The sequence below is a fragment of the Streptomyces sp. A1136 genome, assembly GCF_004795055.1.
GTDB lineage: Bacteria > Actinomycetota > Actinomycetes > Streptomycetales > Streptomycetaceae > Streptomyces.
Genome location: NZ_SSBJ01000035.1, coordinates 59821 through 75623, shown reverse-complemented (window position 1 = coordinate 75623; position 15803 = coordinate 59821). Strand labels below are relative to the sequence as shown.

The 15803-nt window shown below is 72.7% G+C and carries 12 protein-coding genes and 1 tRNA gene; 5 read left to right on the top strand and 8 right to left on the bottom strand.

Going from position 1 to position 15803, the window contains the following annotated elements; genetic code table 11:
* Nucleotides 1-72 precede the first annotated feature (72 nt).
* The 4 genes from tmk to E6R62_RS28805 all read left to right on the top strand — a co-directional run bounded on the left by tmk (nucleotide 73) and on the right by E6R62_RS28805 (nucleotide 6581).
* Entirely contained in the window at nucleotides 73-3255 is a 3183-nt protein-coding gene (gene tmk, locus E6R62_RS28820; protein WP_136216418.1) for a dTMP kinase, read from the top strand.
* Nucleotides 3256-3450: 195 nt separating this feature from the next.
* Entirely contained in the window at nucleotides 3451-4662 is a 1212-nt protein-coding gene (locus E6R62_RS28815) for a DNA polymerase III subunit delta' (RefSeq protein ID WP_136216417.1), read from the top strand.
* A gap of 176 nt (nucleotides 4663-4838) precedes the next feature.
* Nucleotides 4839-6392, top strand: coding sequence for an alpha/beta hydrolase (locus tag E6R62_RS28810; protein ID WP_136216416.1), 1554 nt, complete (start codon nucleotides 4839-4841; stop codon nucleotides 6390-6392).
* Nucleotides 6393-6507: 115 nt separating this feature from the next.
* Nucleotides 6508-6581, top strand: a tRNA-Thr gene (locus E6R62_RS28805).
* Nucleotides 6582-6698: 117 nt separating this feature from the next.
* Here the strand turns inward: E6R62_RS28805 and E6R62_RS28800 are convergent.
* The 7 genes from E6R62_RS28800 to E6R62_RS28770 form a co-directional block, all read right to left on the bottom strand.
* On the bottom strand, nucleotides 6699-7622 hold the full coding sequence (locus E6R62_RS28800; RefSeq protein ID WP_136216415.1) for a DMT family transporter: 924 nt from the start codon (nucleotides 7620-7622) through the stop codon (nucleotides 6699-6701).
* Nucleotides 7619-8551 carry a RimK family alpha-L-glutamate ligase gene (locus E6R62_RS28795; RefSeq protein ID WP_136216414.1) on the bottom strand — a complete coding sequence of 311 codons (933 nt, stop codon included), beginning with the start codon at nucleotides 8549-8551 and terminating at the stop codon, nucleotides 7619-7621. Before E6R62_RS28795 ends, E6R62_RS28800 begins: the two co-directional genes overlap by 4 nt.
* 60 nt (nucleotides 8552-8611) lie before the next feature.
* Nucleotides 8612-9358, bottom strand: coding sequence for an SDR family oxidoreductase (locus E6R62_RS28790; RefSeq protein ID WP_136216413.1), 747 nt, complete (start codon nucleotides 9356-9358; stop codon nucleotides 8612-8614).
* An 86-nt stretch (nucleotides 9359-9444) separates the two neighbouring features.
* On the bottom strand, nucleotides 9445-10608 hold the full coding sequence (locus E6R62_RS28785) for a homoserine O-acetyltransferase (protein WP_136216412.1): 1164 nt from the start codon (nucleotides 10606-10608) through the stop codon (nucleotides 9445-9447).
* Nucleotides 10609-10757: 149 nt separating this feature from the next.
* Nucleotides 10758-11735 carry a cysteine synthase A gene (gene cysK, locus E6R62_RS28780; protein ID WP_136216411.1) on the bottom strand — a complete coding sequence of 326 codons (978 nt, stop codon included), beginning with the start codon at nucleotides 11733-11735 and terminating at the stop codon, nucleotides 10758-10760.
* Between the two features lie 193 nt (nucleotides 11736-11928).
* Nucleotides 11929-12753, bottom strand: coding sequence for an arginase family protein (locus E6R62_RS28775; protein ID WP_136216410.1), 825 nt, complete (start codon nucleotides 12751-12753; stop codon nucleotides 11929-11931).
* Nucleotides 12750-13541 carry a YqcI/YcgG family protein gene (locus E6R62_RS28770; RefSeq protein ID WP_136216409.1) on the bottom strand — a complete coding sequence of 264 codons (792 nt, stop codon included), beginning with the start codon at nucleotides 13539-13541 and terminating at the stop codon, nucleotides 12750-12752. The genes E6R62_RS28775 and E6R62_RS28770 overlap by 4 nt, the downstream gene beginning before the upstream one ends.
* A 291-nt stretch (nucleotides 13542-13832) precedes the next feature.
* On the opposite strand from E6R62_RS28770, the gene E6R62_RS28765 reads away from it, so the two are divergent.
* Nucleotides 13833-14795: a UbiA family prenyltransferase gene (locus E6R62_RS28765; protein ID WP_136216408.1), complete on the top strand. Its 963-nt coding sequence runs from the start codon at nucleotides 13833-13835 to the stop codon at nucleotides 14793-14795.
* A 13-nt stretch (nucleotides 14796-14808) separates the two neighbouring features.
* Here the strand turns inward: E6R62_RS28765 and E6R62_RS41285 are convergent, their stop codons facing one another.
* A complete protein-coding gene (locus E6R62_RS41285) occupies nucleotides 14809-15507 on the bottom strand; it encodes a helix-turn-helix transcriptional regulator (RefSeq protein WP_240801964.1) in 699 nt (232 codons plus the stop codon).
* Nucleotides 15508-15803 lie beyond the last annotated feature (296 nt).

Sequence of the window (15803 nt, the reverse complement as noted above, 5' to 3'; positions counted from 1 at the left end):
TGGTCGGACGGGTCGACGGAGGTTGTCCACAGGCCCCCGGCAGTCGCTTGGCGTAGCGGATAGGCTGGGCGGATGACGCGAGCCGAGCAACCACCGGTCGTGACCGCCCCCGAGGACCCCACCTACGACGAAGCCCTAGCCGCGGATTCCCGTGAGCGAGCGGTGCGCGCGCTGCTGCGCACACCCAGGTTGCGCCGGCTGTGGAGTGCCCAGCTCGTGAGCGGCATCGGAGATGCCCTCGCCCTGCTGGTGCTCGTGTTGCTGACGCTCCAGGCGACCGTCTCCGAGGACGCCTTCGGCGGCGGATACCGCGGTGCGGCCTTCGCCGTCGCCGCCGTCTTCGGGGTCCGCATCCTCGCCACACTCCTCTTCGGGGCCGTGCTCCTCGGCCCGCTGTCCAAGCTGACCGCCTCCGGTGGCGCCCTGGACCGCCGCTGGACGATGGTCGGCGCCGACGGGGTGCGGATAGCACTGTTCGTCGTCGCCCCGCTCTGGCTCGACTGGATTCCGGGGCAGGCCGTGACCGCGCTGCTGGCCACCGTCTTCGTCTCCGGTGCCGCCGAGCGGCTGTGGACGCTGGCGAAGGAGAGCGCCGCTCCCGCCCTGCTGCCCGCGCCGCCGCCGGAGGGCGCGACCGTCCGGCCGCTCCCCGACCACCTGGACACGCTGCGGCGCCTGACGCTGCGTACGGGATTCGCGGCGATGCCCGTCGCCGCCGCCGTCCTGCTCGCCGCGACCCTGATAGGGCGCGCCCTCGGGCTGGGAGTGGAGTGGTTCGCCGAGAACGAGGCGGCGCTGGGCTCGTACGTCGCCGCCGGCCTGTTCGCCGCCTCCGTCTCCCTGTTGCTGCCGCTGGTGCTGCCCGATGGCAAGACCCCGCGTCCGAGGTCCCCGCTGGAGGGCCTGCGCGCCCCCAAGGCGGGGGACCGGGCCGAGAAGGGGCGTACGGGGGCCCTCGGCATGCTCGTCACGGCGTGCGCCGCCGTCGCCGCGGCCGTGGCCGGCGCCGCCTCCGTGGCGGTGCTGTACGGCTTCGACCTCGGTGGGGGCCCCTCCTCGTACGCCCTGCTGGTCCTCGCCCTCGTCGGCGGCACCGGTCTCGGCATCCGGGCCGCACAGTCCGGCAAGGTGTTGCCGGGGCTGTCCCGGCGCCGGTTGCTGGGGGTCGCCATCGCGGTCACCGGGCTCGCGCTGCTCCTGGCCGGGCTGGTCCCGGACACGGCCACTGTGCTGTTCCTGTCACTGGCGGCCGGTCTGGCCGCCGGCGTGGCCGCCAGTACCGGGCACACCCTGCTCGACCAGGAGACCGAGGAGTTCCGTCGGGCCCGGGTCACCGAGCACCTCCAGGCCGTGGTGCGGGTGGCCGTCGCCGTCGGGGCCGTCCTCGCCCCCGTACTCGCCGGGGCCATCGGCCCGCACCGGCTGGGTGGCGGCCGGGTGGTCTTCGCCTACGGGGGCGCCGCGTTCACCCTGATGCTGGTCGGTGTGCTGCTGCTGTCGGTCGCCGCGGTGGTGTTGGCCAAGGCCGACGACCGCGGCGGCGTACCGCTGCGCCGCGACCTGCGCGAGGCGCTGCGGGGCGGCGAGCCGGCCCAGGCCCCGGCTGCCACCGGGTTCTTCATCGCCCTGGAGGGCGGCGACGGCGCCGGCAAGTCCACCCAGGTGGAGGCGCTGGCCGACTGGATACGGGGCAAGGGCCACGAGGTCGTCGTAACGCGCGAACCCGGCGCCACGCCGGTCGGCAAGCGGCTCCGCTCGATCCTCTTGGACGTCTCCTCCGCCGGGTTGTCGAACCGCGCCGAGGCGCTGCTGTACGCCGCCGACCGGGCGGAGCACGTGGACACGGTGGTCCGGCCCGCCCTGGAACGCGGCGCGGTGGTCATCACGGACCGCTACATCGACTCCTCGGTGGCCTACCAGGGCGCCGGACGCGACCTGTCGCCCACCGAGATCGCCCGTATCTCCCGATGGGCGACGGGCGGGCTGGTGCCGAACCTGACCGTGCTGCTCGACGTGTCGCCGGAGACGGCCCGGGAGCGGTTCACGGAGGCGCCGGACCGGCTGGAGTCGGAGCCGACGGAGTTTCACCAACGGGTGCGGGCCGGTTTCCTGACGCTGGCCGCGGCCGACCCCGGGCGCTACCTGGTGGTCGACGCCGGCCAGGAGCCGGCTTCGGTGACCACGGTCGTACGGCACCGGTTGGACCGGATGCTCCCGCTCTCCGAGGCCGAGATCGCCGCCCGGGCCGAAGCCCGGCGGCTCGCCGAGGAGGAGGCACGGCGCAAGGCCGAGGAAGAGGCGGCGCGGAAGGCGGAGGAGGCCCGGCTGCGGGCCGAGGAGGAAGCCCGCCTGGCCCGCGAGGCCGAGGCCGCCCGGATCAAGGCCGAGGCGGAGGCCGCCCGCAAGGCGGAAGAGGAGCGGCTGCGCGCCGAGGAGGAAGCCCGCGTCAGGGCCGAGGCCGCGCGACTGCGCGCGGAGGCCGAGGAGAAGGCGCGGGCCCTGGAGGCGGAGCGGCTGCGCAAGCAGGCGGAGGAAGAGGCCCGGCTGCGGGCCGAGGCGGAGGCGCGGCGGCTGGAGAAGCAGCGCCGGGCGGAAGAGGCGCTGCTGCGGGCCGAGGAGGCGCGTCGGCTCGCGGAGGCCTCGGCAGCCGCCGCGGCCGCCGAAGCCGCCGCGCGGACGGCCGCGGAGCCGGGGCCCGCGGCGGCACCCGCCGCTCCCGCGGTGTCCATGCGCAAGGAGCCCGAGCAGCCGCGGTACCGGCGCCCCGACCCGGACGACGCCGTCACGGTCGAGACGCCGGTGGTCAAGCGGGTCGTGCAGCCCGACGACGTCACCCAGACGGTTCCGGTCCCGAAGGCCGACCCCGCCGCGGAGACGTCCGTGCTGCCGCCCGTCGCCCCCGAGGGCGGGGGGCGGGGCGCCGCGGACCCGCGCCGGGAGCGGCCCGCGAAGACGGGCCGTACCTCTTCGGGTCGGTCGGGCGCGTCGGCTCCCGCGGCCCCGTCGGCGTCGCGGCCCACCACCCCGCACTCGCAGGAGAGCCCGGCCGACCGGGTGCCCCCGGGCGTGTTCCGGGACGCGGGGAACGACGTCACCCGCGAACTCCCCGCCCTGGACGAGCACGGCCGGCCGCGCCGGCAGCCCTCGGATTGGGCGGAGACGACCCCGCTGGACGATCTGCCGACCCTGGCCGACGAACTGCTGGGCCCGCGGTCGGACGACGAGGACGACGACCACCCGCGTCGCCGCCGCTGAGCGGTGCCGGTGCCGGATCGCCGGGCCGGGGGTCGGGCCGGATCGCCGGTGGCTCCGGAGCCGGCGGTGGCGCCGGATTGTCGGTGGCTGCCGCCACACTGTGGGCAGGCAGTCGGTTGAGTAGGCGTACACGCCCATCGCGTCCGCACGCGCGGAGCACGGGCACGGACAGGGACAGGGAAGGCGGTGGGCGGGATGCCCGTATGGGACGACCTGGTGGGACAGGATCGTGTGCAGGCACAGCTCGCCGCCGCCGCCCGTGACGCGGATGCCCTGGTCACGGCCGTCTCGGACGGCGTGCCGCCCCCGGACGGGTCCAAGATGACCCACGCCTGGCTGTTCACCGGGCCGCCCGGCTCCGGCCGGTCCACCGCCGCCCGCGCCTTCGCGGCCGCCCTGCAGTGCACCAGCCCGGACCGCGCCCTCGGGGGAGAGCCGGGCTGCGGCTTCTGCGAGGGCTGCCACACCAGCCTCGTCGGGACCCACGCCGACGTGGAGGTCGTCCGCACCGACCTGCTGTCCATCGGTGTGAAGGAGACCCGGGAACTGGTCCGCCGCGCCCAGCTCTCGCCGGCCGTCGGGCGCTGGCAGGTCATCGTCCTGGAGGACGCCGACCGGCTCACCGAGGGCGCGGGGAACGTGCTGCTCAAGGCCGTGGAGGAGCCCGCCCCACGGACGGTGTGGCTGCTGTGCGCGCCCTCCTTGGAGGACGTGCTGCCCACGATCCGCTCCCGCTGCCGGCACCTGACGCTGCGCACCCCGCCCGTGGCCGCCGTCGCCGACGTACTGGTGCGGCGCGACGGGGTCGAACCCGCCGTGGCCGCGGCCGCCGCCCGCGCCACCCAGGGGCACATCGGCCGGGCCCGCCGCCTGGCGACGGACGAGGCCGCCCGGTCGCGTCGCGCCGCCGTGCTGAGGCTCCCGCTGCGCGTGGACGACGTGGGCGACTGTCTGAAGGCGGCCCAGGAGCTCGTCGACACCGCCGCCGAGGACGCCAAACAGGTCGCGGAGGACGTCGACACCAAGGAGACAGAGGAGCTGCGGGCCGCGCTCGGCGCCGGCGCGGGCGCGGGCAGCCGGATGCCGCGCGGCACGGCGGGCCTGATGAAGGAGCTGGAGGACCGGCAGAAGCGCCGTCGTACCAGGACCCAGCGCGACAGCCTCGACCTGGCGCTGATCGACCTGACCGGCTTCTACCGGGACGTGCTGGCCCTCCAGCTCGGCTCCGACCTGGCCATCGCGAACGAGGAGATACGGGCCGACCTGGACCGGATCGCCCGCGCCTCGGGACCCGAGCGCACCCTGCGGCGGATCGAGGCGATCATCGCGTGCCGGGACGCGCTCGACCGGAACGTGGCCCCGCTCCTCGCCGTGGAGGCCATGACCATGGCGCTGCGCGCGGGCTGAGCAACCGCGTGCCGAGCGCGCCGCCCGGTTGACGTGTTCACCCGTACGAGGGGTCCGGCCCTTCCGTGTCGGCGGGGCCACTCCCCCTGGGGAGGCGGGGCGGCCGGCGGCCGTGGGACGCCCTGACGGGCGCCGCTGCGCCATCCGGGGCGCCCGGCAGGTCGTAGGCTCGCCCCATGGACACCAGTCGCCTGCTGCGTACCACCGGAACCGTGATCGCAGCTGCCGGGTTGCTGCTCTCCGGGTGCACCTCCGGCGGACTGGGCGAGCCGAGGGCCTCCGCGTCCCCTGCCGAGCCGGGCCCCGTACCGGCGGCGCTGCGTCCGTACTACGAGCAGAAGCCGAGCTGGCGCGACTGCGGTGTGCCCGGCTTCCAGTGCGCCACGATGAAGGCCCCGTTGGACTACGCGGACCCGGGGACTCCCGGTTCGGCGCAGTCCATCGATCTGGCGGTGGCCCGCCGGGCGGCGACGGGTCCCGGCAAGCGGCTCGGCTCGCTGGTGGTCAACCCGGGCGGCCCCGGCGGTTCGGGTATCGGGTACCTCCAGGCGTACGCGGGCATCGGCTATCCGGCGGCCGTGCGCGCCCAGTACGACATGGTGTCCTTCGACCCCCGCGGGGTGGACCGCAGCACCCCGGTCGAGTGCCTGACCGGCCCGGCGATGGACAAGTTCACCCAAGTGGACCAGACGCCGGACGACAAGGGGGAGCAGGCGCTGCTGGTGACGGCGTTCAAGGAGTTCGCGGCCGGCTGCGAGGCCCGCTCCCGGCGCATCCTGCCGCACGTCTCCACCGTCGACGCGGCACGCGACATGGACATGCTGCGGGCGGTGTTGGGCGACCGGAAGCTGACGTACGTCGGAGCCTCGTACGGCACCTTCCTCGGCGCGACGTACGCGAACCTGTTCCCGGGTCGGGTGGGTCGGATGGTCCTGGACGGCGCGATGGACCCCTCCCGGTCCGCCCTGGAGATGAACCGGGACCAGACGGCGGGCTTCGAGACCGCCTTCCAGTCCTTCGCGAAGGACTGCGCCAAGCACCCCGACTGCCCGCTCGGCCAGGGCTCCCCGGACGCGATCGCCGGACGGCTGGAGGAGTTCTTCCGCAAGGTCGACGCCCAGCCCCTGCCCACGGGCGACGCGAAACGGCCGCTCGGGGAGTCGCTGGCGACGACCGGTGTGATCGCGGCGCTGTACGACGAGAGCGCGTGGCCACAACTGCGCGAGGCGCTCACGGCGGCGTTGGGCGGCGACGGCTCGGGCCTGCTGAGCCTGGCGGACAGCTACTACGAGCGGGAGCCGGACGGCCGGTACGCGAACCTGATGTTCGCGAACGCCGCCGTGAACTGCCTGGACCAGCCTCCGGCCTTCGACGGGCCGGCGGCGGTCGAGGCCGCGCTGCCGTCCTTCGAGAAGGCCTCGCCGGTCTTCGGCAAGGGCCTGGCCTGGGCTTCGCTGAACTGCGCGTACTGGCCGGTCAAGGCCACCGGCACGGCGGGCCGGCTGACCGCGAAGGGCGCGGCACCGATCGTGGTCGTCGGCACCACCCGTGACCCCGCGACTCCGTACAAGTGGGCCCAGGGCCTCGCGGAGCAGCTCGACTCGGGCACCCTGCTGACCTACGACGGCGACGGCCACACGGCGTACGGGCGCGGCAGCGACTGCGTCGACACGGCGATCAACCACTACCTCCTGGAGGGCACCTCGCCGGCGCCGGCCAAGCGCTGTTGACCCGCTCCGCCCGCCACCGCGGAACCCGGTTCGGGGCACCCCGTTCAACCCTGTAGACTTGGCGCCGCTGCTGATGAGAGCACCTCTCCGGGGGGATTCTTGTCGAACCAGCGGTGCCGCCTTAGCTCAGTTGGCCAGAGCAACGCACTCGTAATGCGTAGGTCTCGGGTTCGAATCCCGAAGGCGGCTCTGTGGAACCCCCAGGACTCACTCGCCGTGACCTGGGGGTTTTGCTATTTCCGGGTGGTGGGGGAGTGAAGCCGGCGGGGCCGGGGCGTCCGCCGGGGCTTCACGGGGTGGTCGGGGTCACGAGGTTCGGGCGCGTTGGGTGACCACGATGCAGGTGAGGACGATGGCGGCCGTGAGGGGGACGGCCGGGGTGATGTGTTCGCCGAGCAGGAGCACCGCCCAGACCAGGGTCAGCAGCGGCTGCGCCAACTGGAGCTGGCTCGCCCTGGCCACGCCGATGAGGCCCATGCCCTTGTACCAGACCACGAATCCGCCGAACTGCGAGACGGCCGCGATGTAGGCCATGCCGACCAGGGCCTTGGCGGTGAGGTGCACGGGTTCGTGCGGGAGCGCCCACAGGGACACGGCGATGTTGACGGGAGCGGCGAGCACCACGCCCCAGGCGATGACGCGCCAGCCCGGCATGCCCGCCGCGGAGAGCCGCCCGCCGAAGGCGTAGCCCGCCGCGCAGACCAACAGGGCGCCGAAGAGGTAGAGGTCGGCGACGGTCGGCCGGCCGTGGTTCTGCGCCAGCGTGAACACGATGACGGTCGCGGCCCCGACGGCTGCGGCGGCCCAGAAGACCTTCGAAGGGCTGCGCCGGGTGAGGACGGCCGAGAACACCGCCGTGGCCATCGGCAGCGCGCCGATCACGACCGCCGAGTTGGCGGTGGACGAGGTCTGCAGGGCGAGCGTGGTGAGGAGGGGGAAGCCGACCGCGCAGCCGCCCGCGACCACGGCGAGCGCGGGCCAGTCCCGGCGCGCCGGCAGGGGCGCCCGGGTGATGAGGAGGGCGGTGACCGCGATGACGGCGGCCAGGACGCCGCGGACCCCGATGGCGCTCCAGGGTCCGAACCCGTCGAGTGCCCACACGGTTCCGGGGAAACTGAAGGAGAAGCTGAGCACGCCGAGCGCGGCGAACACGGTGCCGCTGGAGACCGCCGGAGTGGTGGCGGGGGCAGGAGCGGGTGCGGGTGCGGGGGAACCCTGCTGTGCGGTCATGACTGTCCGTTCTTTCGCTTCCGAGATATTTCTTCCAGCCGTACGGAGATGACCTGCGCGAACCGGGTGGCGGAGGTTTCCGAGAACGGCATGCTGAGCGAGGGTTCGCAGAGCTCCAGTTCGAGGACCAGGGGCTGTCCGTCGTCGTCACGGATGAGGTCGACGCGGCTGTAGAGCAGCGGCTCCCGGAGTTCCAGGTGGGCGGCCGCGGCGTCGAGCGCGGCGGCGGCGACGGCTCGTTCGTCCGCGGCGGCGTCCCGCGCCGTGCGGGCGTCCTGCGTCGGTTCGTCGACCGTGCCGTCGGACAGGAGCAGCGCGCGCTTGCGGATGGCGTGGCTGTAGACACCGCCGAAGTGGATGAGGTCGGTCTCGCCGTGGCGATCGATCGAGTCCAGGTAGGGCTGGAGGATGACGTGGGAACCTTGGTCGAGCAGCTTGGCGACGTACGCGGCGGCCTCGGCCTCCGCTGAGCGGGAGAAACGCCGCACGTCGCGGGAGTAGGCGCCGACGGTCGGCTTGACCACGATCTCGCGGGCCCGTGCGTGCCGGTCGAGGAAGGTGCGCAGGGCGGCCTCCGGGTCGGTGCCGGGGGCCACGAAGCCGCTCGGGACGACCGGTACGCCCGCCTCGGCCAGGTCGGCGAGGTAGTGCTTGTCGAGGTTCCACCGCACCACCGGGAGCGGGTTGAACAGGTACGTCACGTCGGTGACGTACTCGCACCACTCCAGGAACTCCCGGAGGCTCTCCACGTAACTCCAGGGGGAACGGAGCAGGACGGCGTCGAAGCGGTCCCAATCGATGTCCGGGTCGCGCCAGGAACATATCTCGGCCCTGATGCCGGCGGCTTGGCAGGCGTCGAGCAGCAACGGCATGTCGTAGTCGATGACGAGGCTGGTCTCGTCGGTGACCAGGGCCAGATGGTTGCCCATCGGGTGACTCCAATACGGGTGGGGGACGGGGGGGAGGTCGGGGCGGCTACCAGGGGACGGCTACCAGGGGATCGTCTCGCCGCCGTTGGTGTAGGTGCCGGTCGGGCCGTCGTCGGCGAGCAGGGCCATGGCCACGCTCGTCCGGGCGCCGTCCGTGACGTCGAGATCGCCCGCGCCGTCGTTCATCCCGGTCTTGGTGTAGCCCGGGTGCACGGCGTTCACCTTGACCGGCGTACCGCGCAGCTCGTAGGCGAGATGGACGGTCCAGGAGTTGACCGCGCTCTTGGAGGCGCTGTAGGCCGGGAGGGACTTGAACATGGGGGTGTGGGCGTACGACAGCGGATCGCTGTGGGTGGTCAGCGAGCCGAGCAGGCTGGACACGTTGACGACGCGACCGGCCGCGGACCGGCGGATGAGGGGGAGGAAGGCCGTGGTCACCTCGATGACGCCGAAGAGGTTCGTGTCGAAGGTCTCGCGCCACTGCCGCATCGGCTGTTCGGACGGCCGCTTCCCGTACTCCTCGGTCCGGATGCCGGCGTTGTTGACGAGGATGTCGAGGCGGCCGTGGCGGCGGTCGACCTCGGCGGCGGCGGCTCGGACGCTCGCGGGGTCCGTGACGTCGAGCACGAGGTGGTCGGCGGCGAGGCCGTCGGCCCGCAGCTTCTCCGCGGCCTCGGTGACCGCCGCGCGGTCGCGGCCCGCGAGGAGCACGCGGACGCCGGCGGAGGCGAGTTGGCGTGCGGTCTCGAAGCCGATGCCCCGGTTGGCGCCGGTGACGAGGGCGATGCGGGGGGAAGGGTCGGGCATGTGGTCTCCAAGGCACGATAAGAGGGAGGGAGGGAGGGGGAGGAGAGGAGGGGCGGGAAGGGGGCGGGGCGCGGGGGACCGTTCGGCTAGAGCGTGGTCAGGAACTTCGCGACGGGCACTCCGAAACGGGCGGTGTCGATCAGGAAGGCGTCATGTCCTTCCGGTGAGTCCATGGCCAGGAACGTGACGTCCGTGCCGCCGGCGGCGAGGCCGTCGGCGATCTGCCGCTGCTGGCGCAGCGGGAACAGGATGTCGGTCTCCACGCCGATGACCAGCGCCTTTTCCAGTCGGATACGGGCGAGGGCCTCATCGGTGGTGCCACCGCAGGACTCGCCGAGGTCGAACCGGTCCATGCAGCGGCTGAGGTAGAGGTAGCTGTTGGGGTCGAACCGGCGCGCGAAGCGGCGTGCGTGCCGCTCCAGGTAGTCCTCCACCTGGAATTCATGGCCGAACGGGTCACCGGCGGCGGGGTCGAGGGCGCAACGGGCCTGGTCGCGGTGGCCGTTGCCGTCCCCGTGATCCTCGGACGCGATGCGGGCGCGGCCGAACCGGCCGTCCCATTCCAGGGCGGACCGGTACGTCATCATGCCGAGCTTGCGCGCGGTGAACATGCCGCGCTGCGGATAGTCCGCCTGGTCGTACCGTCCCTCGTTCCAGTGCGGGTCACACCTGATCGCCTCGCGTTGCAGGGAGCGGATCGCTATCGAGAACGGCAGGGCGCTCGCCGCACCGCAGATGTTGATGTGGGCGCGGGCCAGACGGGGGTGACGGGCCAGCAGGGACAGCGAGCTCATTCCGCCCATGGACGTGCCGATCACGCACGCCGGCCGGTCGACGCCGAGGGCCCGTACCGTGTGGGCGGCGGCGTCGGCGATGTCCTCCATCGACAGGTCCGGGAAGTCGGGTCCGTACGGCTCGCCGGTGGCGGGGTCGGGCGAGGCAGGGCCGGTGGAGCCCTTGCAACTGCCCAGTGATTTCAGGCAGATCACGTACCAGCGATCGGTGTCGACGGGCTTGCCGGGCCCGACCATCGCCTCCCACCACCCGGGGTCGGTGTCCGCCGGGTGGGACGCCGCGTGGGCGTCGGGCGAGAGACCGGTGAGGATCAGGACCGCGTTGTCGCGTTCCGGGGTCAGCCGTCCGACGGTCTCGTACGCGATGCGCGCGCCGGCCAGTTTTCCGCCGCGCCGCATGGTGAAGGGGGCGGGGAGGTCGATGAAGCGGGCCGCGGGGGGGATGAATTCCCTCATGGGTCTGGTTCCTGCCAGTGATGTGTGCCGCGTGGAGACGGTGTGCCGCGAGGTGGTTGGGCGCCGCGAGGTGGTGCCGAGCCGCAAGGTGTCGATGTGCACGGCGGGGCGGCGGGGTGCTCGGCGGTGGGGCCGATCCGTCCGCCCGGTCAGGCCGCGCCCTCGTCCGTCGCCAGGGAGGCGAGCCACTCGTCGTCCGAGCCCTCGACCATCCCCTCCATGAGGAACGTGGAGAGGTAGCGCTCGCCGGTGTCCGGGAGCATGGCGAGGAGTACGGACCCGGCCGGGGCGGTCTCGGCGACGCGCAGCGCGGTCGCCAGGGTGGCTCCGGCCGAGATGCCCGTGAAGATGCCCTCCTCGGCGGCGAGCCGGCGCGCCGTGTCGCGCCCTTCCACCTCGTCGACGGTCACCAACTGGTCGATGACGCTCGCGTCGAGCACGCCCGGGACGAAGTTCGGGGCCCAGCCCTGGATCCGGTGGACGTTCCATTCCTGTCCGGCGAGGACGGCGGCGTTGTCCGGTTCGGCGGCGACGACGCGGACCTCGGGGCGGGCCGTCTTCAGCATCTGCCCGACGCCGGTGAGGGTGCCGCTGGTGCCGAACCCGGTGACGAAGTAGTCGAGCCGCTTGCCCGCGAAGTCGCCGAGGATCTCCGAGGCGGTGGTCTCGCGGTGGTAGGCGGGGTTGGCCGGGTTGTCGAACTGGTTGGCCCGGAACCAGCCGTGCTCGGCGGCGAGTTCGTCAGCGATCCGGTTGCCGCCGCTGCTGCCGAGGTGGCCCGGGAAGAGGAGCACCCTGCCGCCGTAGGCGCGGATCAGCTTGCGCCGTTCCGCCGAGTACGTGTCGCCCATCACGGCCACGAACCGGTAGCCCCGGGCCGCGGCCACCATGGCCAGGGCGATGCCCACGTTGCCGGAAGTGCATTCGACGATGGTGTCGCCGGGCTTGAGGAGACCCTTCGCCTCGGCGTCGAGGACGACGGAGAGCGCGAGGCGGTCCTTCACCGAGCCGCCGGGGTTGAAGGACTCCACCTTCACGTAGACCGTGGTGTGCGCGGGAGCCATGCGGTTCAGCCTGACGATCGGGGTGCGGCCGATGGTGTCGAGGATGCTGTGGTTGAGGGGCATCGGAAAGTACTCCTTGGCAGGCGGAACCAGCGGGGCTGTCCGCGGGGATCTGACGGGTGGGGCGGGGCCGGTGGGGGCGGGGCCGGCCGCAGGGGCCCGGCGGGGCGGTCGGCCGCGCCCGTGGGGTGTTCTCCGGCGGTCTTTACGGAGGCTTCTCTTGCGAAGGCTGCGAAGGCTGCGGGGGCTGCGGCGGTCAGGGCCGGGCGGCCGGAACCTTCTCGAAGGCGGGGGCGACCATGTCGAGGATCGTCTCTACCGCCAGCGCGCTGAGTTCCTCGTCCAACGGGGCGTTGAACTCCGCCAGTTCGACGCCGCGGAGCTGCTCCGCCGGGATCGCCTCGAAGATCGCCCGGATCTGCGCGGGGAGCAGGCCGTCCGGCACGGTGTAGTCGGCCGGTACGTGGCCCGGTTCGAGGACGTCCCAGTCGATGTGCACCCACACCGGGGAGTCGCCGATGGCGGCCAGGATGTTCTCCGCCGTCGTCTGCGCCGGGGGGATGACCCGGACGCCGTGCGCGGCGATCAGCTCGGCCTCGGCCTCGTCGATGTCGCGGGACCCTACCAGGACGGCCTGCCCGGGCCGCAGGCCGGAGCCGTGGCCGCTGTCCCAGAGCCCGCAGGCGCCGGCGAGGACCATGCCGCCCAGGTAGCCGGTGCCGGTCGTCTCCGGCGTGTTGAAGTCGCCGTGCCCGTCGATGTAGAGCACCACGGCGTCCGGGTGCTCCCTGGCCACCACCGGCAGGGTGCCGAGGCTCGCCGAGCAGGTGTTGGAGATCATGACCGTCCGGCTGCCGTTCGCGATGCTCTCGGTGACGGCGCGGCGCAGCCCGGTCAGCGTGTCCCGGGCTTGGGGGAGGCTGACGCTCCAGTCGTCGTCCGCGGGGGGCTCGGGCTCCCCGATGAAGCGGCCGGTGAGTCCGTAGCGCTCCTCCAGGGCCCGCGCGATGCGGGCGGCGCCCTCGATCATCCGGGGCTCCCGGTCCGCCACCCGCCCCTGGCACACGATGAGTTCGATCATTTGGTGAGGATCTCCTGTTCGTTTTCAAAAGCCGTCTGGGGTCGGAAAGGGCAGACTCCCTTTCGCTCGGCGTTTTCCTCGATGAGCCCGTACTGGAGCCATTCGAGGGCGCCGACGCCGTACGAGCCCAATTGCGGCGAGTGTCGCATTCCGTCGTAGCGGTGTATTCGGTTGCGGATGTTCGCGCGGACCTTTCGGCCGCTCGGCGTCTCGCCGGCGAAAACGTCGAACCGTTCCCGCGGGTTGATGACGATGACGAAGTGTTCGCCGAGGTTTCTGCTGCGTCGGTTCCGGTGTGCCGGATTGCTCATGTTGCAGAACAACGGCATCCCGTCGAAGCACATCGACCAGGATGCGGAATCCGGATCGTCGCCGACGTCGGTCGGCCAGGGCGCGGGATCGAGATGGTGCAGCTCTTGCAGCACCTGCCAACCGAAGGCGTGGTACTCCTCCACGGTGCGGGCGGTGACCGCCTCCTTCGAGAACATCACGAGCAGCGGATACGCGGTGTCGAGCTGACCGTCCCAGTCCCGGGACAACTCGACGTACTCGGTGAGGGCCTGCGCCAGGTGCCGGAAGCCGTCGCCGTCGGCGCTCTCCACGAAGGCGAACCTCAGGAGTCGCTTCCGGAACGCGTTCCGGGAGAAGACGCACGGGAAGTCCGGACCGGCGAGCCGTGATGCGATCTCGTCGAGGGCGGCGCGGTGCCATCCCCCTCCACCTTCGAGGACTTGCGTCTGGGAGATCAGCTTCGTGGTCTGCTGCGACCTTTCCACCTGAGCATCCATTTCTACGGGCCCTGCCGTTTCGAATGAGGGGGAGCGAGGGGGTCGGTGCCCCTTTTCCGGGGCGTGCCGCGCACTCCGGCGCATTCGCGGAGGCAGAGATTCCGGTACGGGTGTTTTCCATTACCCCCACCGTGGCCTCCGGATCAGGGTCACCGGGCCGCGGCATCGCCATCGTGTCGCAGGAATTCTGGATTCCGCAACGCCTTGCCACCAAGGGTCCAGTGTGGGTGTACACCGCGTACGCCGATGGTTGTATGGCGATGCGCCCGAGGCGATTCCTAGGCTGCGGCCATGAATTCCGCTGGCTACCTGAGCGTCCCCGTTCCGGCTCGCATTCCGGGTCTCCGATTCTCTGCCGCGGCGCAGGCGGCCCGCCTGTGCTGGGCCGAGGCACGCCCGTCGGTACAGCTGGTCTTCCTGCTGCGTTTCGCGGTGGGGACGGTGTCCGCCGCCGAGCCGCCGCAGGCGCCGGGCCGGGTCGTGCTCGGCATGGCGGCCTGGTGGTGCGCCGTCGCCTGCGCGTACCTGCTCAATGGGGTGACGGACGTCCGGGAGGACCGGGCGAACGGCTCGCGGCGCCCGATCGCCCGGGGCGACCTCTCGGTCCGCTCCGCCGCTACCGTCACGGCCCTGCTGGCCGTCGCCGCGCTGGCGTTCGGCGGGCTGGCGGGGGCCGGGGTGTTCGGGTGGGTCGTGGGCTTCCTGCTGCTCGGCTGGGCCTACTCGGCCCCTCCGGTGCGGGCGAAGGAGTCGAGCGTGCTCTGCGCGGTGGTGGTGTTCGGTCTGGGCGCGACCTCGTACGCGGCCGGTGTCTCGGCGGCCGGGTCCGGGTGGACCGTGACGGGCGCGGTGTTCGGCTGCGTGATGTCGGCCTGGATGGCCTTGGTCGGCTCCCTGGTCAAGGACCTGGGCGATGCCGGCGGGGACGCGGCCGGGGGGCGGCGGACGGTGGCGGTCGTCCGCGGCGTGCCGGCGGCGCGGGCCCTGGCTGTGGCGGGCGCCGTCCTGGTCGGCGCGGTCGGCGCCGCGTCGGCCGCGCTGTGGGCGCCGCAGGCGCTCCTGGGGACGGCGCCGGTGGCGGCCGGGGCGGTGTGGGTCGTCTTCCGGGTGGTCGGGGACGCCCGACGGGCGCACGCCGACCGCGAACAACGGCGCGGAGCCTACCGGGCGTTCATGGTGACGCAGTACGTCGCGAACCTGCTGATGCTGGTCGCGTTCGGCGCCGGACTCGGCGGCGTGCCCGTCGTCGGGTGAGCCCGCGGGGGCGTCAACCCTGGCCCGGGAAGGCCTTGTTCAGAGCCTGGACCCGGGAGCCGGCTCCGAGCTTGCGGTAGGCGTTGTGCAGATGGCGCTTGACGGTCGCCTCGCTGATCTCGAACCGGCGCCCTATCAGGCGGTTCGTCAGTCCCGCGCGCACCGCTTCCAGGATCTGCCGCTCCCTCAGCGTCAACAGGTCGAGCACTTGCGCGTCCGCCGCGTCCACCAGGGGCTCGGAGCCCCGCTCCGACGCTTCGGGGGCGGACGGCCGCTGAGCCTCCTCGTATCCCCTGATCCCCTGGTACAGCCGGCTCCCGGCAGCGGCCCGGAATGCGGTGCTCACCGTCTGCGCCGCGGTGTGCCGCTGATCGACCTCCACCAGTTCGACGGCCTCTCCCACCGCCACCTGCATGGCCTGCCAGAGCACCTCCGCCGCCCGCACCGACTCGGACACCGGCACCTGCTGGACCACCCGGTGGGCTCCCAGCAGCCGGGAGTACTCCCGGACCCCCGGGGGCTCGGCGTGCTGACCGGCCTCCAAGGCCTGCGCGCACTCGGCCACGATGTTCTGCGCCTGATGGCGGCACTGCCGCCAGATGTCCTCGCGGGACACCAGTGGGCTGCCGAGTCGTCCCAGCGCCGCTCGGTACGCCTCGATGATCTCGGGTGTGGCAGCACGAAGCTGCTGAGCAGCCGCCTGATGACCCACTGGTGTCTCCTTCCGGCCACGAAGCATCGCGGCCGCCCGTCCCGGTGACGCTCTGGCGTGTGATGGCGTGGGGCAAGCTAACATCCGATCCGCGCACCCGAAAGAGAAGATCCACTTGGTGGGATCGGGGGTCACCACGCGTAGTCGTCGCTGGCTGTGGTCCCGAGTGCGCGTCGGTGCGTCTACTGTGCAGCGCGCGGCCAACGGCCTTCCGATGTCCCGCCGTTCGGTTCCGCGACCCCTGTCCTCCCCGGTTTCTGCCGCGGCGCCCCGGACCGCCCGGTGGCTGGTTCCGG